The 24,104-nt window shown below is 51.3% G+C and carries 17 protein-coding genes and 5 pseudogenes; 9 read left to right on the forward strand and 13 right to left on the reverse strand.

The window, feature by feature from the left end; all coding sequences use genetic code 11:
- Positions 1-7: 7 nt before the first annotated feature.
- Positions 8-691 (reverse strand): response regulator transcription factor, encoded by a 684-nt coding sequence (locus ACP8MI_RS10655; RefSeq protein ID WP_337891829.1) that lies wholly within the window; start codon positions 689-691, stop codon positions 8-10.
- A 45-nt stretch (positions 692-736) separates the two neighbouring features.
- Positions 737-1,957, reverse strand: coding sequence for a sensor histidine kinase (locus ACP8MI_RS10660; protein WP_337891830.1), 1,221 nt, complete (start codon positions 1,955-1,957; stop codon positions 737-739).
- Between the two features lie 340 nt (positions 1,958-2,297).
- Between ACP8MI_RS10660 and ACP8MI_RS10665 the strand changes: the two genes are divergently transcribed.
- Positions 2,298-2,453, forward strand: a complete 156-nt coding sequence (locus tag ACP8MI_RS10665) for a gallidermin/nisin family lantibiotic (RefSeq protein WP_147579180.1) — start codon at positions 2,298-2,300, stop codon at positions 2,451-2,453.
- Positions 2,454-3,917: 1,464 nt separating this feature from the next.
- Here the strand turns inward: ACP8MI_RS10665 and ACP8MI_RS10670 are convergent.
- From ACP8MI_RS10670 to ACP8MI_RS10690, 5 genes are all read right to left on the reverse strand, one after another.
- Positions 3,918-4,496, reverse strand: a complete 579-nt coding sequence (locus tag ACP8MI_RS10670; protein WP_147579179.1) for a hypothetical protein — start codon at positions 4,494-4,496, stop codon at positions 3,918-3,920.
- Positions 4,497-4,833: 337 nt separating this feature from the next.
- Entirely contained in the window at positions 4,834-5,493 is a 660-nt protein-coding gene (locus ACP8MI_RS10675; protein ID WP_249624689.1) for a potassium channel family protein, read from the reverse strand.
- Entirely contained in the window at positions 5,486-6,841 is a 1,356-nt protein-coding gene (locus ACP8MI_RS10680; protein ID WP_284796853.1) for a TrkH family potassium uptake protein, read from the reverse strand. The genes ACP8MI_RS10675 and ACP8MI_RS10680 overlap by 8 nt, the downstream gene beginning before the upstream one ends.
- A gap of 54 nt (positions 6,842-6,895) precedes the next feature.
- Positions 6,896-7,591, reverse strand: a complete 696-nt coding sequence (locus ACP8MI_RS10685; RefSeq protein WP_284606005.1) for an ABC transporter ATP-binding protein — start codon at positions 7,589-7,591, stop codon at positions 6,896-6,898.
- Positions 7,591-8,775: an ABC transporter permease gene (locus tag ACP8MI_RS10690; RefSeq protein WP_337891831.1), complete on the reverse strand. Its 1,185-nt coding sequence runs from the start codon at positions 8,773-8,775 to the stop codon at positions 7,591-7,593. Before ACP8MI_RS10690 ends, ACP8MI_RS10685 begins: the two co-directional genes overlap by 1 nt.
- 112 nt (positions 8,776-8,887) lie before the next feature.
- Between ACP8MI_RS10690 and ACP8MI_RS10695 the strand changes: the two genes are divergently transcribed.
- The 7 genes and pseudogenes from ACP8MI_RS10695 to ACP8MI_RS10725 all read left to right on the forward strand — a co-directional run bounded on the left by ACP8MI_RS10695 (position 8,888) and on the right by ACP8MI_RS10725 (position 16,908).
- Positions 8,888-10,240: a sensor histidine kinase gene (locus ACP8MI_RS10695; protein WP_284587410.1), complete on the forward strand. Its 1,353-nt coding sequence runs from the start codon at positions 8,888-8,890 to the stop codon at positions 10,238-10,240.
- A gap of 15 nt (positions 10,241-10,255) precedes the next feature.
- On the forward strand, positions 10,256-10,873 hold the full coding sequence (locus ACP8MI_RS10700) for a response regulator (protein ID WP_284587411.1): 618 nt from the start codon (positions 10,256-10,258) through the stop codon (positions 10,871-10,873).
- A 458-nt stretch (positions 10,874-11,331) separates the two neighbouring features.
- On the forward strand, positions 11,332-13,557 hold the full coding sequence (locus ACP8MI_RS10705) for an AAA family ATPase (protein ID WP_284585896.1): 2,226 nt from the start codon (positions 11,332-11,334) through the stop codon (positions 13,555-13,557).
- Between the two features lie 757 nt (positions 13,558-14,314).
- Positions 14,315-15,512: pseudogene (locus ACP8MI_RS10710) on the forward strand (IS3 family transposase).
- Positions 15,513-15,549: 37 nt separating this feature from the next.
- Positions 15,550-15,891: pseudogene (locus tag ACP8MI_RS10715) on the forward strand (transposase); the annotation flags it as partial.
- Positions 15,892-15,997: 106 nt separating this feature from the next.
- The gene (locus ACP8MI_RS10720; RefSeq protein WP_367317218.1) at positions 15,998-16,474 is read left to right on the forward strand and encodes a transposase; all 477 of its coding nucleotides are present in this window, start codon (positions 15,998-16,000) and stop codon (positions 16,472-16,474) included.
- Positions 16,475-16,476: 2 nt separating this feature from the next.
- Positions 16,477-16,908: pseudogene (locus ACP8MI_RS10725) on the forward strand (transposase).
- Between the two features lie 216 nt (positions 16,909-17,124).
- Here ACP8MI_RS10725 and ACP8MI_RS10730 read toward each other — a convergent pair.
- Complete coding sequence (locus tag ACP8MI_RS10730; protein ID WP_284573078.1) at positions 17,125-17,292, reverse strand: hypothetical protein; 168 nt, start codon at positions 17,290-17,292, stop codon at positions 17,125-17,127.
- A gap of 33 nt (positions 17,293-17,325) precedes the next feature.
- On the opposite strand from ACP8MI_RS10730, the gene ACP8MI_RS10735 reads away from it, so the two are divergent.
- Positions 17,326-17,586, forward strand: coding sequence for a hypothetical protein (locus ACP8MI_RS10735; RefSeq protein WP_284573079.1), 261 nt, complete (start codon positions 17,326-17,328; stop codon positions 17,584-17,586).
- Between the two features lie 18 nt (positions 17,587-17,604).
- Here the strand turns inward: ACP8MI_RS10735 and ACP8MI_RS10740 are convergent, their stop codons facing one another.
- The 5 genes and pseudogenes from ACP8MI_RS10740 to ACP8MI_RS10760 all read right to left on the reverse strand — a co-directional run bounded on the left by ACP8MI_RS10740 (position 17,605) and on the right by ACP8MI_RS10760 (position 24,090).
- Positions 17,605-19,020 (reverse strand): phytoene desaturase family protein, encoded by a 1,416-nt coding sequence (locus ACP8MI_RS10740; protein WP_490290746.1) that lies wholly within the window; start codon positions 19,018-19,020, stop codon positions 17,605-17,607.
- A gap of 895 nt (positions 19,021-19,915) precedes the next feature.
- Positions 19,916-20,303, reverse strand: a pseudogene (locus ACP8MI_RS10745) (transposase); the annotation flags it as partial.
- A gap of 125 nt (positions 20,304-20,428) precedes the next feature.
- Positions 20,429-21,924 (reverse strand): annotated as a pseudogene (locus ACP8MI_RS10750) (integrase core domain-containing protein).
- A 424-nt stretch (positions 21,925-22,348) separates the two neighbouring features.
- Positions 22,349-23,158 (reverse strand): ABC transporter permease, encoded by an 810-nt coding sequence (locus tag ACP8MI_RS10755; protein WP_018121652.1) that lies wholly within the window; start codon positions 23,156-23,158, stop codon positions 22,349-22,351.
- Positions 23,155-24,090, reverse strand: a complete 936-nt coding sequence (locus ACP8MI_RS10760) for an ABC transporter ATP-binding protein (RefSeq protein WP_284573063.1) — start codon at positions 24,088-24,090, stop codon at positions 23,155-23,157. Before ACP8MI_RS10760 ends, ACP8MI_RS10755 begins: the two co-directional genes overlap by 4 nt.
- Positions 24,091-24,104: the final 14 nt, after the last annotated feature.

The following is a 24,104-nucleotide window of genomic DNA, read 5'->3' on the forward strand; positions in this document are numbered from 1 at the left end:
CAGATGCTTAAAACTGCGATGATTCTTCTGGATTCGTCAAGTGGTTTTTGTGTGCCCAGACAGCTAAACCAACGCGATCCCGAACTCCTAATTTATTTATCAGCCGAGAAACATATGTCTTGACCGTCGCGGTACCTATAAAAAGAGCACCCGCAATCTCTGCATTCGTCTCCGCACAGGCAACCCGTCCTAAGACTTCTTTTTCACGTTCGGTCAGCGAGTTCACTATCTCGATTTCATCATCCGTGGGTTTATACTTCCAGGTTGATCTTCGCCGAAATTCCTCAAATACGAAGCTAGCCACATCCGGAGAAAGTACCGAAGCTCCTTCATAAATTCGACGTACAGAACTGATGAGATTTTCAGGATCAATATCTTTGAGTAGAAACCCGTGAACTCCGACTTCTAGGGCGTCTTCCACTAGATTGTCGTCGCTGAAAGTTGTCAGCATCAGCACCTTAGTATCTTTATGCTCTTTTAAGATTTGTTTTGCAGCTTCCAACCCATTCATTTGTGGCATTTGAATATCCAGCACCGCGACGTCAATCTTCCATCGGGAGGCAATCTGTACCGCTTCAATCCCATTTTGCGCCAGGCCAACAACTTCAAGATCTGTTTGAGTACTTAAAATAGTCTTCAAGGCAGAAGCCATTAGCGGCTGGTCGTCTGCGATTAGTACTCGAATCTTCATCTCTACCACCGTTTAAATAATTCATGCTTTCCCCATCCGGGGATACTATCTCGGCAGAATCGGCACCGAAGCTGTTACGGAGAACATACCATCTTTGTGCTTGAAAGTAATCCAGCCGCCGAGATTGGCAACTCTTTCTTGCATACCAATTAAGCCGCTTCCCGAGCCCTCAAACGCTTCAACGCTCTTTCCTTTTGATTTGCTTGTAATAACCAAAGAAAGCTCGTTAGCAGCAAACGAAATCAACATCTTTATACTCGTAGACGTCTCAACACCCTGGTGACGAAGGATATTCGTCAGTGACTCATCGATGATTCTGCGTACAGCCAATTGAGTAATTAAAGGTGCAGATTGTACAAGTTCCTGCATATCCTCTTGAGATGGCAAATCAGCGTGGATTTTGAGTCCAGCTTTAGAAAATTTCTCTAATTGAGAATGCATATTGCTTAGCCCAGTGAGGCCTTGCTCCTGGCTTTTACTAGTGTTATCTCTCAATGCTCGAACAATCCCACGAACTTCCACTAACGAATCAGAACTAATTCTACGAATATTCTTTAGAGCTTCCTCTTGTGCGTTGTTGCTATTATCGGCAGAGGCTTTCCCAGCTATTTCGCCTGCAGATGCTTGGACATTAATTAATGTCAAACTATGGGCAAGGACATCATGAATTTCTCGCGCAATCTGTATCCTTTCTTGGGCTTGAATTTTTCTTAACTTCTCTAAATTTGATTGTTCCTTTATTCTTCTATCGAGTTCCCGCTGCTGTTCTTGTTTCCGTTCAGCCCGACCGAATTGCAGGACAATGGAAAGCGCGAGCCACTGTACTAGGAGCCACGAGATGGCCTGTTCAAGGCGACGGTAGGCCATTGCGTCAGTCCCAAATTGCCACATGACTGGAGAGATAGTGCAATAGACAAAAGCTAACAGTGCAATGCCAGTCACCCACCTTCTACTATCAGATTGTCGCGAAACCCCATATACGGCGACCGGAAGAAATAAGAAGAAAGGAGTTAGTCCCAGGTTAGTTGGGAGTGCGGTAATCCAATTAACGGACCATGCATACAGAATCATCACCATCAAGAATGAAGACAATATGGGTTTAATCCGCCAGAAAAAACTGACGGGTACGAAAGCAACAGCCAAAGCAGCTTGAATGGATCTATGCAGTCCCCCATCAAACGCTATAGAAACGTAAAATAGAGCCAAAAAGAGCACCAATAAAGAAAACATTAATTCCCAAGCTTTCAAGGGGATTTTCTGAATCATTACGGTGTCCTCGCTTCGGTGGGCTAACGTCAAAGAATGGCGAGTTTATCCTTCACCACTATCGTGAGATTTCTCAATCCAACACTAGTAAAGCTTATCCCGATTTTATTCAGTTGGCTCGGGTTTAGAGGATACCTGGTTGGAGCTTATCACCAAACCGATCTTCTCACAGGTTTCCGCTTTATGAATATGTTCAAACAAATAGCTCAGGTCATTTGAACTGAATGCCCTTGTCAAATGAGTATTTCCGGCGTTTTATAGAAAACAGAGCACGCAATCTCAACACAAGATAGCGTTCTCAAAACATATCATCCATGTCTCACTTCATAAGGAGAACATAATGTCCGACTTCAATCTTGACTTCGCAGACGGAGATTCAAACGACACTGTCTCACCACAGATAACATCTAAGTCTCTATGTACACCTGGCTGCATCACCGGATGGCTAATGTGCAACGAAGTCACCAAGGGCTGCTCAATCCATATCGGACGCTAACCCCAAGCAATTCCTTGCTGACTCATTGGGGGTTGCTGATCTGGGTAAGCAGATCAGCAACCCTTCTCTCAAAACGAATGGTTAATAATGAATTCAACCAAAATCTACAGGAAACAAAACACCCGATTGCCCGCTTTGCCTCCACACGCAAGTAAAAGTGCTTTCTTTTTTCTTACTATATCTGTTTTTGCATTAGTTCTTCCTTTCTTCGCTATTATTCACGGTGTTTTTTCTACCGCTGTAGCGATATCGACGCTCATTCAACTCTTTGTAAAAGCAGTACGCAAGGAATCAATTAAATACTTTGTAGTCGCTCTCACGCTTGCATGTTGTGGCGTAATTGTTGCACTACTAGGTGTTCAGGTGCAATTTACGGATGTCCGCACCAACTGCGATAACGTCCACGTCAGAGGATCCGTTGAACACATATCCTGTTTTCAAGATAATTATTCACCTTGGCGGGGTGTAGTCCAGACTCTATGAACCCTACTCATTCCTGAGGTTACACTTGTTTAGCGGATACCCAGACCTGCCCCTGGAAAGTAGGCACTTCGGGGATAGCTATGCGACTTTAGCCCGTATAGCTGACGTTTCGGTTTCAAAAACATCAGGAGCTGATGTTACCCTCGTTTAGTGGACACCCTATTAGTGCGGATTTTGTGTCCGTAGCAGAGGATGTTCATTGTGAGTCAACAACGCCAGAAATACACACCTGAGTATCGACGTGAAGCCGCGAACCTGGTAATCGAATCGCAGCGCCCAATCGCTCATCTAGCTCAAGGAGATTGGCGTCGCACCAGGTCTTTTAGGCCGGTGGGTCAAAAATGAGCGTGAACGCCAAGGATCCTCCGATGGGCTAAGCCAGCCGGATTTTCGTGCTAAGAATGCTCGTCTGCGCCGCTCGTTGGCACAAGCCAAGATGGATAATGAGTTTTTGTCAAACCCGACAGCCTTGTTCGCTTTAAGGCAACGCGAACAGAAAAATTCGAATTAATGCAGCCAGAGCAAGGAGAATTTCAGTATCAAACGCATACGCTTCCGTGGTGACGTCGCTGACGGGCTGGTGTTTCACGCTGACTAGCTGACTGCGGGACGCAATTTAACAGCGAGAAGCTTTGGGAAGTATGCCGCGACCTGGGTATTGCTCAGTCCGTGAGTCGTAGCGGTGTGTGCTTCGATAACGCGATGGCTGAGTCGTTCTGGTCGACGCTTAAAACTTAAGTTCTACGACTGTAAGCGCTGGCCAACTCGTGATGCCACAGGCAAGGCCGTTACCTACTGGATTGAAGTCGTCTACGACCGTCGGCCCCGGCACTGAAGCACTCGGTATGGTGAGCCCCGTCGACTTCGAGAATTATATTGGTCTAACCACCAGCAGAAAAGAAATAGCCGTCTAACCACTAGGTAGCTCTACTACGTGTCCACGATTTGCAGACAAAGGATCTTCAACCTCCAAGGCTGCTCTTAGATAGCAACTAGCTCGAGACTAGAAATCACCCCGGAGCGAATATCTTGATGATGCTGGCTGGCCGGGGATTGAATAACTTCAACCGTTGCTTTATGGGCGCCTATTTCTACATTGAACTGTGGCGGAAAACCATTGCCCTGTACAAATAAGCTCGCGACAGACTGTCGGATAGAATCATAGTCATCATCCACCAATGGCCGTGCCGGATTTTCCAAAGAAAGCACACCGTTTAATGCGTTACCATCCATCTCGATCTCCCGCGCCATGTACAAACTCAACAGCAGTCCCGGGGCTTCCATCCCAAGACCGAAATACGGCATCTCCGCATTTTCTTCGCTCCCAGCCATAGTGGCGTATTTAGTTTGCCGTTCTACGCGGTAGCGCATCTGTTCGTCGACAAGTTCCCCGACGACTGCGTAGACCGTACTTTCAATGGTGCCACTCCGATAATCGACTGTTCCCTCTTCACGGATCTGGGCGACTTCCCCACCGGCTTCCAGGGTCCTTTGTGTGTAGGTGAAGTGGTATGCCGATGCTTCCTGAAACTCAGATATTCTCTTTAGCAGATTTTGCATTACAGCTCCTTAAAGGCCCAATAGAATCTACCTAGCTCCGCGATGGGGGTCCCCGATGCTATTGTTCACGATACATGAAAGGCGAATATATCCCTGGTATGTTTTTCTATCAGAGTCTCAAATTCATTCCGATTAAGAATTAGCTTTCTTCCCAGATTGCCGCCTAATCCTTTTCAATCCTTTATTATCTAGTCGATGAGTGGCACGCATCAGAAGCGCTGTCATTTACGTTAAAAGTTTCCATGTTTCTTCCCTACTCATGCTTCTGCTTCATCCTTCTTCAACAAGATCAAAGATTTTCCATCTCTGCCCAGGCAGAAGACCCAAGACATCTCATTTAAGAATCCGCGAACTTGTCTAGGTCATTGATCCGCCCGGCAGCAATCACTAGGTCACCGGAGCGGAGCACGTAACCAGCAGGTGGAGTAGAAAAGTGCGCATCTGCCGAGCGTACTGCAACAATGGCGATGCCCTGCGGGGTCTGTTCTACTTTCCGCCCATGCATCCACAGCGGTGGGGCTAGCTTAGCCATGGCGAAATCGGAATCGAACTCGATATATTCCTGCACGTGCCCAGCGATCAAGTGTGCCACGCGTCGGCCAGTATCCCGCTCTGGGCGCACAACGTGGTGCACGCCAATTTGTGTCAGGATCTTGGCCTGTTGCTGGTTGTCTGCTTTCGCCCAAACGTTAGGCACGCCCAGATCCATCACGGCAGATGCCGTTAGTAGCGACGCCCCCATATCGGATCCGATGCCGATCACCACTCGGTGTGCATCGTGTACACCGAGTTGGCGTAGTGCTTCTTGGTCGGTGGTTTCGGCGATGACGGCGTGTGTGAGTAGCGAAGCGGCTTTGGTTACTACCGCCTCGTCTACATCGATGCCCAGTACTTCTACGCCGGATTGGACTAGTTCTTCGCCCAGCGCCATGCCAAATCGGCCAAGGCCAATGATGACGACGGGTTGTTTAGCGTGGTGGAATAACAGCTTAGCCAATGAAAGGCCTTTCTACGGGGAATGAATAGCGGCGTTGGTTGGTGCGGGCAGCTAGGGCGGCGACAACCGTGATGGGGCCGATACGCCCGGCATACATCAGCACTACCAGCCATACACGCGCGAATTCCGGCAGCTCCGGAGTAATACCGGTGGTCAGACCAACGGTAGCGAATGCAGAGATGGTTTCAAAGGTGATCTGGTGGGAATTGAACTGCGGTAGCAGCATTTGTAGCCCCATGATGGAGCCTGCAATCAGAATGAAAGCCATCATGAATACTGCCATCGATTGGCGCACGATACGCCCGGGGATACGCCGACCAGCAACCAGTAGTTCTTCATCACCGCGCACTTCGGCGATCAACACTGCCACTAGTACGGCAGCGGTGGTTACTTTCACTCCGCCTGCGGTACCGCCGGATCCACCACCGATGAACATCAAAAAATCCGTCAACATTAGCGAAGAAGGCCGCAGGTTCGATAGATCAACCGAGTTAAATCCGGCAGTGCGGGTGGATACAGAGTGAAAAAATGCCGCTTGAACCGCCGACCACGGGCTCAGCTCACGCAAACTGTTCGTCCATTCCATGATCCCAAACCCGATGGTGCCGACAACCAGCAAAATCACGGTGCCAACCAGGGTAAACAACAAAGTCAACGACCGCGGGCGTTGAACTTTCGAACACCGCCGCTCCTTGATTTCCAGCAGTACGGGAAACCCCAAACCACCAACGATCACACCCGCGGCGACCGGCAAAATAATTCCAGAATCGTTGACGTAGGGAACCAAATTGTTGGACTGGAGCCCGAATCCTGCGTTGTTGAATGCAGAAATGGCGTGAAAGCCCCCCTGCCATACTGCAGGCAGAAAGGCATATTCGTATTCCGTGGCAAAACGGATAGTAAGTACTACGGTGATCACGAATTCCACGGCTAAGGAAAAACCAATTGTGCCGAAGATGACGGTACGCACCTCACCTAGGCTTCTTCCGCGTTGCTCTGCAGCGGCACGAAGCCTCCCCTTGACGCCCATCTGCCCGGCAAGCACAAAACTCACCACCGTGGCCAAGGTCATGATGCCAATGCCACCGATCTGGACAAGCACCAAGATGATTACCTGTCCGAAATGAGACCAGTAAGTCGCTGTATCCACAACTGTTAAGCCTGTGAGGCATACCGCGGACGTAGCGGTGAATAGTGCAGTGGTGAACTCCGGGTTGTCAACCCCACTGCGGGATACGGGCAGCAACAAGAGGACTGTTCCCGCGAGAATGAGCAGCAGGAAGCTCACGGAGACCAGCTGCGCGGGGCTAAATCCCCGCCAGCGGCGTGCGCGTGAATGGAAAATCACAAATCGATATTCTAAACCTCATGCGGCTACTAATCATACCAATATGTGAAATTTTTACTTGATTTTGCCGTCGATGACTTCCACCACTTCGTCCACGTATTTCAACATTCCCCGATCATGGGTGACAACACACGTCGCGATCCCCAAATCACGTGATAACTGCTGCAATAGTTGCATGATCTCTTGCGACAATTCCTGATCCAGCGCGGAAGTAGGTTCGTCGGCAAGCAAAACATCCGGATCATTCATCACTGCGCGCGCAATATTCACCCGCTGCCGTTGACCACCGGATAGCTTGCCGACGCTGCGGCCGCCCAGCCCCTCCAAACCAACCTTGGCCAACAGCTCTTCTGCCCGCTCCCGGCGCGGGGTGTGTCCACGCAGATGGTCGGTGATCAGCAACTGCTCGGCAACAGACAACGATTCCAACAAGTTCGGCTGTTGGAAAATCATCCCGATGTGCTGGCGCCGTAATTCGCTGCGCTTTTCCTCCGAGCCGACGCTCATCAGTTCACCGGCGATACGCACCTCACCTTCCGTGGGCTGCAACAACCCCGCCATAGCTGAAAGCAAAGTGGATTTGCCGGATCCTGATTCGCCCACGATGGCAGTCACCGTCCCCGGCAGAACCTGCAAGGACACCTGATCCAAAGCGCGCACGGTGCCGGTGCCGTCGGGGAAATCAACGGTGACGTTGCGGCAAGCGATCGCCGGGTCTTTATCGGCTAGGTTTTTATATTCAGTATTCATTAGGATTTGCCCTCCAATGCCGATGCCGGATCAATCTTTTTCACTCGTCGGGTTGCTACCAGTGCGCCACACATACCGAGCGCCCAGATGCCCGCGGCGGGCACCACGATGGTGGTCCACTGCAAATCAAACGGAACAGAACCCCCGGCCCACACGCCAGCTGCCCAGCCGACGCCGGCGCCAAGCACAACGCCGATGCCGACCACCACAGCGGCTTGTCCCAGCGCATCCTTCCACACATACCCCGGGCTGGCGCCAAGTGCGCGGAGCACGGAAAGATCGCGGCTGCGCTGGATTGTCCACACGCTCAGAAACGCCACGGTCACCAAAGCACTAATGGCATACAGCAACACCTGAATCAGCTGGAGCGATGCCTGCTCCGACTGGTAGGCAGCCAAGCCAGAAAAAGAATCCTCGACTGTTGCAACACTATCCCCGGTCTGATTTTCGGCATCCTGCCATTCCTCATCGCGCAAGGCACCTGCGTGCCGGTCCCGGGTATCCACCGCCAGGACAGTGCCGACGACGACGTCATGCGCGCGTGCAATCTGTTGCCACACCTGCGTGCTTGCCCAGACGACGGGCTGGTGCGAATAGTGCTCGTCTTCTACGACGGCAGTCACGGGCTGTTCGACGCCACCGATTTCTACCGTCTCACCTGGTTGCACACCGGCTTCGCTAACAATTTCGTGGCTAAGGACAATCCCGTCTTCGCCTAGCACCGCCTCCTGCTGCTCCTGCGACGCGGCCGAATCTGCTTCTGGTGCCGCACCTGCGGCTGTGGCACCAGCTATTTCTGTTCCCGCGGCACCCGCACCGGATACTACGGGCGCTGGAACCTTAGTCCCTGCTGGCAGGCCCAGCACGGCAACACCCATCGCAGAACCTGCTTCCAACCGGGTCTGCGCGGTACCAAGCGGGATAACCTGGCTGTCGGCGTCGACAAGCTCCTGCCATTCCTGCACATCAGAGGTGGTGACTTGTGATTCCTGAAAAGACGGCTCGTCACTAGTGAACACGTATCGCTCAGGGGCCAGGGCCTCCAAAGCAGAGGTGTTGTGCTTAGCCAACCCACCGGTCAGGCCAGTGAGCATCACCAACAGTACGGTTATCAGACCGACGACGAAGCTAATCAAGCTGAAGCGTCCGCGGGCGGAGACGATATCCCTGAGTGCCAAAAACATAATACCTATTGTTGTTTTTGCAGCTCAGTGCGGCATCGGGGTACTAGTTGATTCTGCTATCAACCAGATGGTTGATCGCGGCCACTCAGCCTTCCGCACTAACCTAGGCAGGGTGACTACGCCGAGAAATCTCGCCGCTTCTGCCGCATCCAGCCCCGCAAACACAACAAGCCCTGCGAGCCCAGCAGGCCCCGGCCTGTCCACGGTATTGCGCAACCTGCGGGTGGGTTTACACGTGATGTTTTGCGCGCTGCTCATTCTTGGTGCGGTGCGGGTCTGGCTTGCCGACGACGCAGCTCACGCCCAGCTTCCGGTCGTTTTGCTGGTCGCGGCCGCGCTAGGGCTGGTTTATGCAAGTGGCATCGTCGTGGAATACCGGGCGCGGCGCAGTGCGGGCGGTGTTTCCAACCCAACTGTGAATCAGCAACGGAGCGCGCGCTGGTGGTGGGCCGCTGTTGTTGTGCTGTGGCTGAGTGCACTCGTGTTGGCGAATGATTTTCTTTGGGTGTTGTTCCCGCTGGTTTTTGTCACGCTTGCCGTATTGCCCCGTTCGGCGAACTTGCTGGCCGCTGCGGTGTTGTGGGCTGCTGGGGTGGTCGTGGTTGCGTGGTTGCACCCGCAGCATTGGCATATTGCGGTGGCGATTGGCCCGGGCATCGGTACGGTTTTTGCCGTAGCGATTTATGTGAGTTATCGCGCGTTGCATCGTGAGGCACTGACCCAGCGGCGTATCGCGGAAGAATTAGCCGCGACCCAGCAGGAACTAGCAGCCACCGAGCATCAGGCCGGGCGTTTGGAAGAGCGTGAGCGCCTGGCCCGCGATATTCACGACACGCTCGCGCAGGGGTTGAGTTCCATCGTGTTGTTGGCGCGTGCTGGACGGGCTAGCGCTAGCACCGCCGAGGCAGCATCGCCCGAGTCCAAAAATGCAGCTACAGACGTGTTGTCTACCATCGAGGACACCGCCCGTGACAACCTGGCGGAGGCGCGCCGTTTCGTGCGGGATCTGACCGCACCATCTGCGCAAGCAGATCTGCCAGATGCCATCACTGAGATTCTTCAGCGCATGCGTCGGCGTGGTAGCAGCTTGGGCGAATCCACCGAATTCCGGGCGAATTTCTCTGGTGATACGCACCGTCGGCTGCCCGAATCCGTGGTCACCGCGGTGGTGCGATGCGTGCAAGAAGCGTTGAATAACGTCGCCAAGCATGCCCATGCTGATCATGCGGTGGTGTCGGTCGCGGTGCTTGGCGACGAGTTAACCGTCGATATTTTTGACGACGGCCGCGGTTTCGACCCGGCGCGGGCACCCCAGCAAGACGCCAGCCACGGCTATGGGCTTGGTGGGATTCAGCAACGCATTGCTGCATTATCTGGCACAGTAAATATTGAATCGAGCCCAGGTGAAGGCACGGTTGTTGCGGCCCGCATCCCGCTGACTTCGCAGCACACACCAGCTAGCTAGTTCCAGGAGACCACCATGATCCGCGTTATGCTTCTCGACGACCACCCCGTTGTCCGCGCTGGCCTGCGTGCAATCCTGAATAGCTTCGACGGGGTGCATGTCACCCACGAGGCCGCCGATGGTAGCGCGGTGGATGCGCTTGTCGACGGCAGCATCACTGATGTGGATGTGGTGGTGTGCGATATCCAGATGCCAGGGGTTGACGGAATCACCGCGACCAGCAAATTAGCGAAGGCAGGCGGTCCACCAGTGTTGATCTTGACGACGTACGACACCGAAGCCGATATCGTCGCTGCTCTTGAGGCCGGTGCGTTGGGTTATCTGCTGAAGGATTCGCCTGAGACAAGTTTATTCGACGCCATCATCGCCACCCATGAACGCAAGCGCACGTTGTCGCCGGATGTGGCGGCGGCACTGGCGCAGCGGACTTCGCAACCGCAGCAGAGCCTTTCGCAGCGTGAAATTGAAATTCTGCGGGAACTCGCCACCGGTGCGAGCAATAAGGCCTTGGCAAAGAAGCTTTTTATTTCTGAGGCGACAGTCAAAACGCACCTGATTCATATTTTTCAGAAATTGGGTGTGGAATCGCGCACCGCCGCCGTCACCGCTGCCCGGGATCGTCGATTAATTTAGACTGTCCAGGATTTGCAGTAAATATGGTTACTGCGTCAGCAAGCTTTGATTGAGTTTCATGTGCGCCCCGCGAGCTCGGAAAAATGCAGCACTCTAGTACACCACTGTTTCAATAAGCCTTCCTCATGGCTAACAATAATCACAGCACACCCGGCGGCAGCCGCGTCGTATAGCTTACGCATGACTCCCCCAGCCGTCGCGTGATCAAGCGCTGAGGTAGGCTCACCACACAAAACCAAGCCCGCGGCTACCTGCAGGACGTCCGTCTCGGCCACCGAGCAACCTCGTTACATTTGATACCCTATAAAAGCCTATCGCCGTCTGGTGGCCTTGGAGGGCGTGGGGTGCTCAAGTTTAGGATGATGTGTATGCGTTGCCCTCGATGCTCGCGCTAGGCCGGAACCATGAGAACGGCCTTGACTCGGCATCTGGGTTGCGGAAGTGTTTAGGAGGCACTCGTGATCAGGTCGGTTTCCCTCTCCGGGTTTCCTAGTTTTGGCGATGATGAAGTTCTGAATAATCTCACCACGGTAAACTACGTTTTTGGGCCCAATGGTTCTGGCAAAACAACGATTAGCCGGAGCTTAAATGGTAATGACAATGACTACTCTCATGTCAATTGGTCTTCGGAACTGCAGACGGTAAAGGTTTACAACAGGGATTACGTCAACAAGACGTTCACCAAAGCGGAGGAACGTGGCGTTTTTCTTCTCGGTGAGGACAGCAAAGAAACCTTTAACCAGATCAAAAAACTGCAGGAGGAATTCCAAAAGGCTAAGGAAAAAATCGATCGTTGTGAAACCCTCATCAATCAAGCGAAAGAGGAACTCGAGGTTAAGCGCCAGGACCTTGCTGACAAAGTATGGAAGCGTCGTGACGATATACCTGAAGTAATTAGGATTCAGATGACCGGGTTGAACAGAAGTCGAGATCAGTGCCTTGCCCGTACGCTTGGTATAGCTGCCGAATTCCCTGATCGAGGCGAAGAAACCTTCGAATCCCTTGCGCCAAGAGCCGAGGTTGCGTTCTCAAAGGAAATCGATGAGCAACCTCCAATTCTTCGTGTTCCAGACCTGACATGGGATGAAGAAAAACTGCGCGAAGCGCTCAGGACCCCGATTGTTGGCAGTGCAGATGTTCCCTTGGCGGACATGATTGAACGTTTAGACATCTCCGACTGGGTGAGGGAGGGAATGGATCATTTCCATGGTCCGCGGAACCCTTCCAAGCTGTGCCCTTTTTGTCAGCAGATTGCCCCAAAAGACCTAAGTGACCAGCTTGCGCGGCTCTTTGACGACACTTACCAAGAAAAGCGTGGCGAGATCGAACAGTTACAACAGGAGGTTGAATCCTCTATCCAATCCCTGACCTCCTATAAAAATCAGAATTTTGATTCTTTGCAACGTGGCGTTGAATCTGTTGAGGTCAACCAGGCCTTCGAGGCTGTCGAAGTGAGCTTGGAAAGCATTGCAACATCTCTCAAACAAAAAATGATGAAACCTTCGGATGTCATAGAAGTGGGCAGTGCAGCCCAATCTCATGCAGCGCTTGTGTCGATCGTCGATCAGGCGAATGAAGAGATTGAGAAGGCCAACACAATCGTTCGGAACCGTAAGAACCAGGGTTCCATCATTATCGACAACGCTTGGCGAGAGTTTGTGCGGGGGCACGTAAACGAGCTCATCACGACATTTCTTGAGGAAAAAGGAAGAATAGACAAGAAGGTTGACGGGCTCCAGCAAAGTATTAAACAGCAGAAGGAATTCCTCCAAGGGTACGAGAGCGATCTACGTCAACTTCGAGCCCGGACCACTTCCAGTGAAGCCACCATTCAAACAATTAACGAAATGCTTGAAATGAGCCAGTTTCATAGTTTCAAGCTGGAGAAAGCAGGCACGAAAGACGGTTATCGAATCGTTCGAGACGATGGTCAAACAGCCGATATCGCTACTCTCAGTGAGGGAGAGCGCACTTTCATCACCTTCCTTTACTTCTACCATTCACTTTCCGAAGTAAGGCAGGACGGGGAAACCGAGAAGATCTGCACGATCATCGACGACCCCGTCTCGAGTCTTGACGGTGATATCATGTTCGTGGTCTCTGCTTTAATCCGCGACCTAATTCGGAGTGTCCGCGAGAAAAAACACGCTCGCGTCTCACAAGTGCTTCTCCTGACTCATAGCACTCGGTTCCATGAAGAAGTCAGCTATAGCCACAAGGGTAAAGAGTCGCCGGAAGTGAAATTCTACCGGATCAGAAAGTTCTCTCCTGAACCGAATCAGATGCAAGACTGTGGACCGAAGAATCCTATTCGTTCGGCTTATCAGGAACTTTGGGACGAGGTAGCTGCGGCACATCTATATCCCGACTCTGGGATGCCTTGGCTCCCGAACATTTTGCGAAGAATTCTAGAGAGCTATTTTTCCACTCTAGGAGGTCAGGAGAATCTGTACCAGCTTGGTGAAGGGCTGAGGCCCACAGAGAAAGCACTTCACGATGCGCTCATTGCCTGGTCGCATCGTGGTTCCCACACCATCGTAGATGCAGAAGTCTACGCTCAGTCGTCCACCTCTAACAAGCGCTGGCTGGAAGCATTTAATAGGGTTTTCCAAAAAGCCTCCAATGGAGCACACCGGGGCCATTTTGAGATGATGATGAGAGAAGCGGAAAAGTACGTCTCGTAAACACCTCGGTTTTAAAAGTGCTCGGTCGCATCCTATATAAGGGACGCTTTCCTTCAAGAGTACTTTCGTGTATATACCTGATTTCCCTCCCAGTCGATCACGAGATATCCGCTTCCCCCGATGCCGTTCGAGATGTTTTTACGCTCCGTTCGGCAAAAAATTTTCGAAGGTTTCGCAGTTTGGGAAGGAGTCAGAGAAGTCTACGGGGTCAAACCGATTGGTCAGCCCAAGGTCCTTTCTTTATGGGGATGGGGTGGCGCTATCTCTAGCGACCCACACGTCAGTCTCCCAATCGGGGGGGAGGAGAAGTATTTCCTTTGGCTTTCACCATTTCCCTCAGGCTCTCCTAATAGGCAATGTACTTCTCTGGGCCGAGTGTTGACCAGGCGGTTAGGCGTTTGACCTCTTCTCTGGAGGCTTCGTTGTAGACCTACAGGTCCACGGGCGCGTGCAGGTAGGAGCAAACCCTCTGCACATCGGGATGGTCCAACACTGCCAAGTATTGCGATGTCATGTTCAGCCACTTCTGCGCCTGGCCGTCGTGGAATTCGAAACCAGTCCAGGTGAGATGGATATGCTATTCGAACTCCGCGACTGTCTTCGTGCACCATTCCTTGTGTGCCCGATCGAATTCCTCCTGCGAGTCGATGGTGGCGAGATCATCGACGAACGTCATGATGAAGTGGGACCTGAACCCTGTTTGGTGGACACCTGATACCCAACCCAGTCGGGCTGGAAAGAAAGATAATCTACCACCATGCCCAGGTATTCCGAAGAATTCAAACGCGATGCCGTAGCCCTGTACGAAAACAATGAGGAACTCTCACTGGACACAGCATCAGCCCAGCTCGTCATCAACCGAGTCCCGCTACATTCATGGGTCAAAAAGTACGGCACCGGAAAGCGTGCCCGCATAAAAGCCATACGTGATAAAGCCCAAGCCACCACAGAATCTGAGCAAATCCACCAGTGAGACAAAAGAAAACGCTCAGCTGCGCGAAGAACGCGATATTCTGCGCAAGGCTGCCAAATATTTTGCTGAAAGCAGACTCACTGGTGATCTGCTTCCAGTTTGTCTATGACCACCGAACCGAGTATTCGGCTCACACGGATGTGTCACGTTTTACAGCTCAATCGTTCCTCGTTTTATAAATGGGTCAGCACCTGCGAAAAGAGCAGGTTAAAGATGCATTCTGACAGTCTTATTGGCGTAAAAATCAGGTCCATTTTTGATGATGAGCTTGGTCTTTATGGGGCTAAACGCATCGCTGCAAGCCTCAACGAAGGTACGGACCTCGGTCCGATCAACCATAAGAAGGTCGCACGAATCATGAAAGCTATGGGGCTAAAAGGCTTGAGCACACGGCGTCGATGCATCACCACCAAGCGCAAGCCTGGCCACCGTGTCATGCCGGTTTTAGTGGGACGCACATTCACCGCTAACGAGCCGAACCGCGTTTATGTCGGCGATATTACCTACCTGCCGTGTAAGAGCGGCAAGAACATGTACCTTGCCACGGTCATTGACACTTATTCACGGAAACGTGCAGTTTGTGCACTTGCAGACCACATGCGTGTCTCACTGGTCATCGAAGCCCTAGCCCACGCACACGGCGTGCGTGGCAGTCTTGACGGGGCTGTATTCCACTGACAATCACGGCAGTGTGTACACCTCACAGGCATTTCAAGACCACTGTGCCCAACTTGGTGTGCGCCAATCCATGGGTGCGGTAGGAACTAGTGCTGATAATGCTTTGGCGGAATCGTTTAACGCCAACTTAAAGCGGGAAGTTTTGCGTGATAGGAAAGTCTTTGACAATCCGATTACCTGCCGCCAGGAAGTCTTTCGATGGTGCATGCGCTACAACACGCGCAGACGACACTCCTGGTGCAATCTTGTGGCTCCTGATGTCTTTGAAGCTACGACTTCAGCTACACTGGCTAAAGTCGCATAGTTAACCCCGACGTGTCCACTTTCCGGGGGTCAGGCCCCTATCGCCGATTATGGACTTATGCGATCGCTCGATCGTGTCGTACAGCGTTTCAACCTCACCGAATACGGTGTTTACCTCGAAGTCTTTGCGTGATGCCATTGCGCAAGAATCACCAGATCAAGGATTGGTTGTGCATACCGATCAGGGATTCCAGTACCAGCATTCCAGTTGGCGCAGACTCATCACAGGTATTGGTGGTACACAGTCGATGTCAAGGAGGGGAAACTGTTACGACAATGCGGTGATGGAAAACTTCTTTGGGCATCTCAAGTCAGAGATGTACCACGGTGAATCATTCACCAGTGTGGAGGAGTTCTACCACGCAATTGATGAATACATCCGTTGAAATGTCCTAGGTTTTGTTCCGTTTGAGTAGATGGGACGCTTCAGGTATCAACCAAATCCTCTCCACCCATGCCAAGACATCGTCTGCGATATCGAATACAATGTTGCCTCCACCGAACGGACCCAACCACCGCAACGGGTACCGCCATCGCGACCTTGACACCCGTGTCGCCACAATCAATGTGGTAGTACGAAAATTTCCCCAACAGGCCCTCTTCTCGGGCTGGTTGTTTGAGCGCCGTACACGTGCCGAATGCGCACTATCAACTGTGATTGCGACCTGCTACCTTAAAAGCAGGATGAATGATCTGGTGGCAACACTAGGCATTGCTCACATTCCGACATCCCATGTCTCGCGCATGTGGGAAGAACTCGACGAGGTGGTCGCCGATGTCTCAAACCACCCGCTCGATCCCGGCCGATACCCCTACCTGCCGTGTGACACACTGACGGTCAAAGTGAACGAAGACGCCCGCGTGGTCACATGCTGCGTACTGTTGGCCACTGGGGTCAACGCCGACGGCTACCGCAAGATACTTGGCATGTATGTTGCCACCGCATCATTCAACGCGTCATAGAAATGCCTCCTCCAAGACTTAAAAGCCCGCGGGCTTCGCGCGTCCTCCTTGTCACCAGTAATGCTCACAAGGGCATCCAACACCCGATATCTAAACTGCTGCCCGATGCGACGTGGCAGCACTGCCGCACGCATTGTGCAAAAACCTCTACGAAATGGTCCCGAAAACGCAGTGGCCAATGGGCTCTGCGATGTTCCAGGCAATCTTTCAACAACCAGGTGCCCAATCCACCTCGTCCCAAGCCCGCGAAGTAGTCGACCTACTAGAGCCAAAGTTCCCTCAGGTTGTGACCTATTTGGAAGCAGTCACTCGATGGAGTATTGGTGTTCACCGCAGTCCCAAAGCCGGTGTGGTCGAAGGTCTGGTCAACCAACCCCACACAGCCGTTAAACTGGGAGGTCCGTCGACGTACCGACGTAGTTGGCATCTTTTGAAACCGGGAAGCCATCATCTGGCTTGTCGGTGCGGTCCTTGGTGGACAACCCAAGGATTGGGTCGAAGCAAAAACGCTACATGTCACTTTCAGCACTCGAATAAACAAAACAACTCATGCGTCCTCTTGACCAACCTGGAAGTGACCATGGTGACCACCACCAGCTAACCGCCTGACCTAACACACAGAACTGTATACTGAGCCGAAAGCTAGACGGCTACACCACTCCACGGGACTTGACCGCTTTATCTTGCACGGCTTTCGTGCGGGCACGCTTTGTGGTGCCATAATTGTTGACCCAAGAATGTATCGAGGCTCGGTTGATGCCGAGCTGGGCTAATACTGTGTTCAGCGAGAAGTCCTCATTGCTCTTGTAGAGGACCATGGCATCGCGTTTGAACTGTTCGGAAACCTGGACATGGTGGTAGATTACGAATCTTGCCAGCGCGACTGGGCTGGATATCAAGTGCATACCAAACAGGGCTCAGACCCAGTTGATAAAAATGAAAAATCACCTTTCCGCGTCCGCCTAGGCGAGGTTTTAGTGATTGTTTTCATTAAGATAGGCAGTCAGATCGAAATGATTTGGTTCAGCGGCTATGACGAGACATTTCCGGTCGAAGGTGCATTCAAAAAAGGAGGCCACGCAGTTGAGCATAATATACATCGTCAAATATAGGATTTCCGCCCAACATTTTCACCGCTGTTGTAAATGCTTCAAAGCGCTTTCTGCTGCGTGCTTCCCGCACATCCCGTGTACACCGGCACCTGGTGGCGTCGAAGATGAACAAATATAGACCCCTGAAACCCCAGTGTAATACGGATCAAGAGATAATATAGGTCGTGCAATAAGTTGCCGTGCTCCAGACGCGCCACCGATGATATCACCACCTACGTAATTAGCGTTATAGTGCTGCAATTCTTCGGTGCTGAACGAAACTGAATCCACAATCGTATCTCGGAAATTGGGCGCAAATCGCTCAATCTGACGGACTATTAGCTCCGTGGCATCGGCATCGAACCCATTCGGCACGTGAGCATAAGCCCACACAGGATTGAGCCTTCCATCCGATCTGCTCGGGTCTGCAAGGTACTGCTGCCCCAGCAATACGAAAGGATTTTGAGGCATCTTGCCTGTCACAATACCCTTTTCTGCTTTCGCGATCTCTGCAAAAGTACCTCCCAGATGTACGGTCCCCGCCTGCCGAAGTTCTTTACTGTTCCACGGAATATCGCCGTCAATCAAAAAATCCACCTTGAACGCCCCAGGCCCGTGGGAAAACCGTGAATAGGCCTTCTGCATGCGTTTCGGCAATCGATCACCGAGTATTCTCAGCGCATCTTGTGGTGCGGTGTCTAGCATCACCACATCGAAATCATTAATTTGCTGGAACGAGTCAATGCGTGTTCCACACATGACCGTTACACGCAACTGTGCCAATTCTGCAAGAAACGCTTTCACGATAGACTGGCTTCCTCCTACCGCGACGGGCCAGCCTGTATTATGTGCGGCGGCTATCAACAGTGTTCCCACCGAAGAGCTTAGTGGAGTATCCAATCTGGAAAAAGCATGCGCAGCTATACCTGCGAACAAAGCCCGTGTACTTTCCTCCCTCCATCGCAATGCTGACAACGAGGCTGGAAGAGCTGCATTAAAGCCAAACAGTCCAGTCCATATTGGACTACGTGGAACGCGTAACACCGGACCTAACGCATCGGAAGCAATGGAGTTAAAGTTTTTTGCTAGTGGGCCAAAAGTTGCACGCCACAACAATTCATCTTTGCCCATTTTTTCGGTAGTCTGATTGAGGCTACGGTATAAGAGGCCAGCGCTACCGTCGTCCAGAGGATGGGCCAAATCAAGTTCAGGAAACACAAAGTCTAGCCCGTGGCGCTCCAATTTCACTTCGCGGAAGAAAGGGCTAGCTACAGCAAGCGGATGAACCGCGGAGCACATGTCGTGAATCACTCCGGCACGGAGGCCCCGGTGGCTACGCATCCCACCGCCTACCGTGTTATCAGCTTCAAATACGGTGACTTCCATTCCATGCTGAGCCAATACAACAGCGGCAGCTAGTCCGTTTGGGCCGCTCCCTACTACAGCAGCTTTCAAGTGTCCTCTTTTCAGGAAAACCACTGCCGCAACGATTTTTATGCTAGGCAAATAATGGGAACCAGTTCCAACTTTACCTGATCGTTTGACGGAGCGTCTTCCACGTTTTTAAATACTTTACAATAGGTGTGTCCATACAAAAAGATGGTGAGCAGTGTGTTGAGTACTGATTTTGGGTTGTACTGGGCTTGAAGTCGGAAGGCTAGAAAACGAATTGTATGCCGACCGGGATGAAATCCGGCAGGAGCTTATCCACTGCAATGCTTCAGTGGAAACTCGTTAGACTGGCGGAATCTGCGGACAGAAAGGCAAACGAAATGAATATGGTGTCGCAAACTGTGCAATATCTTTACCGACGGTATCCGGCCGAAGACAAAGGGGAGGCCTAGCGGAGCTTACCGCTGAAATGAGACCGCAGGCTTTTAAGGTGGGAAGTTGGTCTAGGCTCCTCCAAGCGGAACTGCTAACAACGTAATGGGCATTGCAGCGTGGGACTTCTGGATAATCCTAGGGGCTTCCCTAGTTTTTTTAGTCATAGGGCCCACTTGTGTTCTATGTTTGATCTTTCAACTAGACTGAAACTGCACTTCATTGTTTTATCCCTTCGGTATCTCTCCGGCTCTAGAATTTTTCTCTTTGGTTTAGTTACGCCTCTATAGTGGTTCCGTCTCACCTTTTATTGATTACTGATCTAATTTTTAGCTTTTTGTATGATTCAAATCTGACAGTTACATCTCAGCATAGCACTTTAGAAAGTTGAGTGGCTACCCATTTTTGGAGTGTCTGTATTCCTGTTATTCGTGGTGCCTGCTGATTTCACTCTTCTAGGTCGACTATGATCTTCTCGCTAACGATTTTATTACCTTACATACAAGTATATGTATGCGCTCTCGCCAATATCAACCCGCATCGCAGTTGCCATGTGGTGATATACACTGCGGTTGATCATCCCACCGGTATACAAGTTCACAATCATCTCCACAACGTCGGTCAATCTCCTTGATCCTTGAGGAACCATGGTTGGGATAAACGACCCGGCACTGTCTCTGGGGATATCCACAGTAACCGGCCCGTAGTGAGAATCCACGGTTTTTTGGGTAGATGCCGTTGCGGTGATTGCCTGTTCCAACTGCAGTTTTAGGGCTTCTACCGCCAGGGGCGTAGCCTAAAAGGGAATCCATCTCAGCATTCAAACCCCTGGTAATGGAGACTTGCCCCATACTCCGGACTAAGTCATTGGCATCCGGAGTGGACGTTCCTAGATCATCAATTAGTTTCGTGATGTTATGTCCATGAGGTTTTTGGACTTGGAGTCCAGCTACTTTTTGGACTCGGAGTCTAGGGACTTTGTGGACGCGGAGTCTCCCCGCTTTTTGGACGGGGAGTCCACGGAGTTTTTGTACTGGTGCTAACTTGGCTTCTTCCGGCGGCTTGGCCGTGGCCCAGAGAGGTTGGGTTTTAGCTCTGGGGGGTTGTCGGTGCCACATGCCGACAACGTGGTTTATGTTGATTTGACCGCCGGGTGGACGCTGATTCAGTTGGATCGGCAGCGGAAATGACAACAGTTTCTCACCGTCGTGATCAGTAAAAAATTCCACATAGTCATCGGCTACGCTGCTGTAGATGGCTCGATTTTTTAAAGCGCAGCCCGACGTAAAGGCCGTGTCCCATAACGCGTACCACCCCGCTTTTGTTGATCCACAGCTTGTCCGGGATAGGCCAGAGTGCATTTACACCGGTAGAGCTTGGCATTACGGTTGAGGAATCGGCATGGGGTGCATCTTGCTGGATCGCCTGAGTGTCGTTACTTGGTGCCCTGTCTGAAGCTGCAACTTCAGGCAGGGCATTATCTGTCGCGACCACTGTCTCGGCTGCTAAGGCATCTGCCTGGTTGTCGGGGTGAATCCGGTGATATTGTTTCGCGATTTTTGTCCATAAAACATCTGGGTCAATCGGCTGCGTCGGTGGCTGGGCATGCGAGATAATCTCCCAGGCTTGGGCTGGGGTGATGTGCATCTTGCCTTTGAGAAGTCCTTGGTGGCGACGGCGTGTGTTGTAGAAGTTGCGGTAGTCGACAATCAGCTGTTGGACCTGCGCCAGCGTCGTCGGGGTACGAGCATCCAAAAACCTGGTCATGGTTTGGTGCGATCGCTCATCTTTGCCTTGCGTCGTGGGAGCAAAGCCCGCACTTGATTGAACTCCCAGGCTGGCGAGCCAGCATTCGGTTTGCGACAGCCGGCCGCGATGGTAGGTGGCAAAGGCATCACCGTTGTCAGACAGGACTTCTTGGGGAAGTCCGTAAGCATCAATGGCTCCACTTAGCGTGATGCGGGCATCGGTGCCGTTTTCTGGAGTTCCAAAAGCTTAGGAGCCGACGTCGAAGCGGCTGGCATCGTCGACGACTTGGTAGATAGTCACTTGCGTGTGAGCCACATCGAAGAGTCTGTAGGTAAACGCATCGATCTGCCACAGTTCATTGACTTCGCCCCTGGCAAAGTGCCTGTAGGACTTACGCGGTCGTTTCCGTGCATTGATCTCAGCGACGCCAGCCTCGTGCAACCATTGTGCGATTAAAGCTCGTGACGGTGGTTGGTCGTAGCCGAGTTCGTCGAAGAAGAAATAGAAGATTGACCATGGGCCGTAGTCTTGGCCGTGGGCTTTTAACGTACCGCGAGCTTGCAGGACCTGTTGTCGAATCTTGACATCGTAGACCCGTCGCGGGTTCAGCGGTGCCGTGCGATCCGGCACGATGCCAGCCCGCCCACCTTCGGCGATACGTGCTTTGATGTTGTAGTACGTCTGCTTCGATACGCCGATGTTCTTGCAGAACTGCTGGACCGTGATGCCCTCACGGATGGGGTCGAAATCCGCTATCTTCTTGCGGAGAGTAATGGGAATTGCCATCCCCATATTGTCAACAAGCCAGAGTCCAAAAAGTCACTAGACATCACACAATTAGTTTCGCGATTTAAGGGTTAGCAAACAGCCTTTTCAATCGCATCAATTTGTGGCCTTATCGGCCGGATCTCGTCTCGCAGGAGTAGTCATTCTGGTCCATCTCCTTACCCAGCATAGGCTAACACACAAACCATCAGACTCTCACGCGCACTGCCTAACGAGCAAAGAAAACGAAACTTGACATCAGATGCAACGGCTATATTGAAGGAGTCAAAACAACCGGATGGAAACAAGCCATCAATCAACTAGCCGTGGCTTACCCCAACCGTTTCGTGGACTACGTACCCCCACACACTCTCGTGCCGGCCTCGTATCTGACTTGGCGAAGCGCCGCGAGTGTTAGCTTAACTGGGACAGCATCAGAAGTTCTTTATTTCAGAACTTTCTTACGGAATATGTTAGTTCCCAGATAATTTAGAATTGAAATTTCCACAAAGAAGATCACAAATGAGGAGATTGTTCGGATCCATAGCCCGTCGCCAAAAGCATCTAGGGTCGGAGCCAGCGTCATTGATAGCGGCGGTATCCAGGACGCGAACGGAACCCATCCTTCGTTTAATGAACCCCATCCGATTATTGGCGCAAAAGGCAGGAACATTGACGCCATGAAAAGGAAAACAATCGGTATCTGAGCGACGGAATAGTCCTCTACGTTGGATACGAGTGCCCCAGCAAGCGCGTAGAGAGCTGTGAATAATAAGTATGCTAGCAGCATAAAGGCGAGCATGACGAAACAAAACCAGAGGGGTAGTTTAGACAGCGTGGAAATATCAAAGACCAGCGTAAAAACAAGGACTGTTGCCCACAGGATAACGAGCTGAGTAAACCCAATGAGGGAATGACCGAGCATTTTTCCGATGTAAAGTTCTTCTGGTCTAGCTAGGGAGAGTAGAATCTCAACTACTTTCTTGTCTTTTTCTTCACTAATAGATCCTCCGACTAAAGTGCTGTTCATAAGGATGCCCATTCCCATTACTACGGTAAGGAAAGTCCCTAGAATGAGCACTAATGTCTCAAGATCGGTGACTGTATCATGCTCAATTTTTGCACCCACGAAGCCAATAAGCGTTACTGCCCCGATAAGGACGACCGAAAGAACCCCCCACACTGCTTTGCTTGATACACCAAGTTTCGCTTCCTTCTTTGCGATTTCCCAAATAGTATCCTTATCTAACTTCATTTTTTCACCGATTCTGTCTGTTCTTCGTCTATATATAGTTCAGAAAGTGCTTCAGCAAATGTGTTGCGTTTGTACGAAACTTCCACTATTTCCTCTGCTCTTAAACCAGAAAGTACGATTTCTTCTACAGAGATCCTTTCGACTGAAAGCTCCAGCTCCGCTTTCCCAGCACTCACCGTAGAACTGATAATATTGGGACAGTTTTCAAAAGAAATTTCCTTTTTTGCAGATGCTTCGTCTCGTTGAAAACGCAAAATGGCAATACTCTTCTGGTTATTCTTTTTCAACTCTTCCAAGTCACCATTGAAAGCCAGTTGCCCTTCCTTCATAATCCCAATTCGTGTAGCCACCTGCTCAACGACGTCCAGCTGGTGAGAGCTGAAGAGGATTCCTGCATCTTGGGATGCGTATTTACGGAGAAGATTACTGAAAAATTGGACTGCGATCGGGTCAAGCCCAGAAAAGGGTTCGTCCAGAATGAGTAGTTGAGGTTTGCCAATTAATGCTGCAGCGATTTGGACGCGTTGCTTATTTCCAAGCGATAGCTCTTTGACTTTCTTATGTTTATATTGTAAGACATTTAATTCGTCCAACAGCTCGACCAATCGCCTATCAATTGCGATCTGGGACATCTTGCTGAGTCTTGCAAAATACCGAAGCTGGTCTTCAACTCGTTCATTTGGGTATAAACCGCGTTCTTCTGGCATATACCCCACGCCGCGTACTGCACCAGGCTTCACTGGCTTATCAAAAACGGTGACGGCACCGTCATCAAAGGGGATGAGCCCCATAGCAATCCTCATAGCAGTAGTCTTGCCGCCACCGTTTGGTGCCAAAAGGCCCAAGATCTCGCCTGCATCTAACCGGAAAGTGAGTTCCTTTAAAACCTCGTTCTTCTCGAACCTTTTGCGTACACTTTTAAACTCAAGCATTTATAATTCCTAAA

The sequence above is a fragment of the Corynebacterium sp. LaCa_70 genome, from assembly GCF_058182015.1.

Excerpts from the sequence above, each read along its gene's own strand:
- ACP8MI_RS10670 (WP_147579179.1), bottom strand. The coding sequence starts at position 4,496 with ATGCAAAATCTGCTAAAGAGAATATCTGAGTTTCAGGAAGCATCGGCA.
- ACP8MI_RS10760 (WP_284573063.1), bottom strand. The coding sequence starts at position 24,090 with ATGCTTGAGTTTAAAAGTGTACGCAAAAGGTTCGAGAAGAACGAGGTT.
- ACP8MI_RS10755 (WP_018121652.1), bottom strand. The coding sequence starts at position 23,158 with ATGAAGTTAGATAAGGATACTATTTGGGAAATCGCAAAGAAGGAAGCG.
- ACP8MI_RS10720 (WP_367317218.1), top strand. The coding sequence starts at position 15,998 with ATGTTGCCTCCACCGAACGGACCCAACCACCGCAACGGGTACCGCCAT.
- ACP8MI_RS10685 (WP_284606005.1), bottom strand. The coding sequence starts at position 7,591 with ATGAATACTGAATATAAAAACCTAGCCGATAAAGACCCGGCGATCGCT.
- ACP8MI_RS10735 (WP_284573079.1), top strand. The coding sequence starts at position 17,326 with ATGGTGGTAGATTACGAATCTTGCCAGCGCGACTGGGCTGGATATCAA.
- ACP8MI_RS10660 (WP_337891830.1), bottom strand. The coding sequence starts at position 1,957 with ATGATTCAGAAAATCCCCTTGAAAGCTTGGGAATTAATGTTTTCTTTA.
- ACP8MI_RS10730 (WP_284573078.1), bottom strand. The coding sequence starts at position 17,292 with ATGGTCCTCTACAAGAGCAATGAGGACTTCTCGCTGAACACAGTATTA.
- ACP8MI_RS10700 (WP_284587411.1), top strand. The coding sequence starts at position 10,256 with ATGATCCGCGTTATGCTTCTCGACGACCACCCCGTTGTCCGCGCTGGC.
- ACP8MI_RS10655 (WP_337891829.1), bottom strand. The coding sequence starts at position 691 with ATGAAGATTCGAGTACTAATCGCAGACGACCAGCCGCTAATGGCTTCT.
- ACP8MI_RS10665 (WP_147579180.1), top strand. The coding sequence starts at position 2,298 with ATGTCCGACTTCAATCTTGACTTCGCAGACGGAGATTCAAACGACACT.
- ACP8MI_RS10690 (WP_337891831.1), bottom strand. The coding sequence starts at position 8,775 with ATGTTTTTGGCACTCAGGGATATCGTCTCCGCCCGCGGACGCTTCAGC.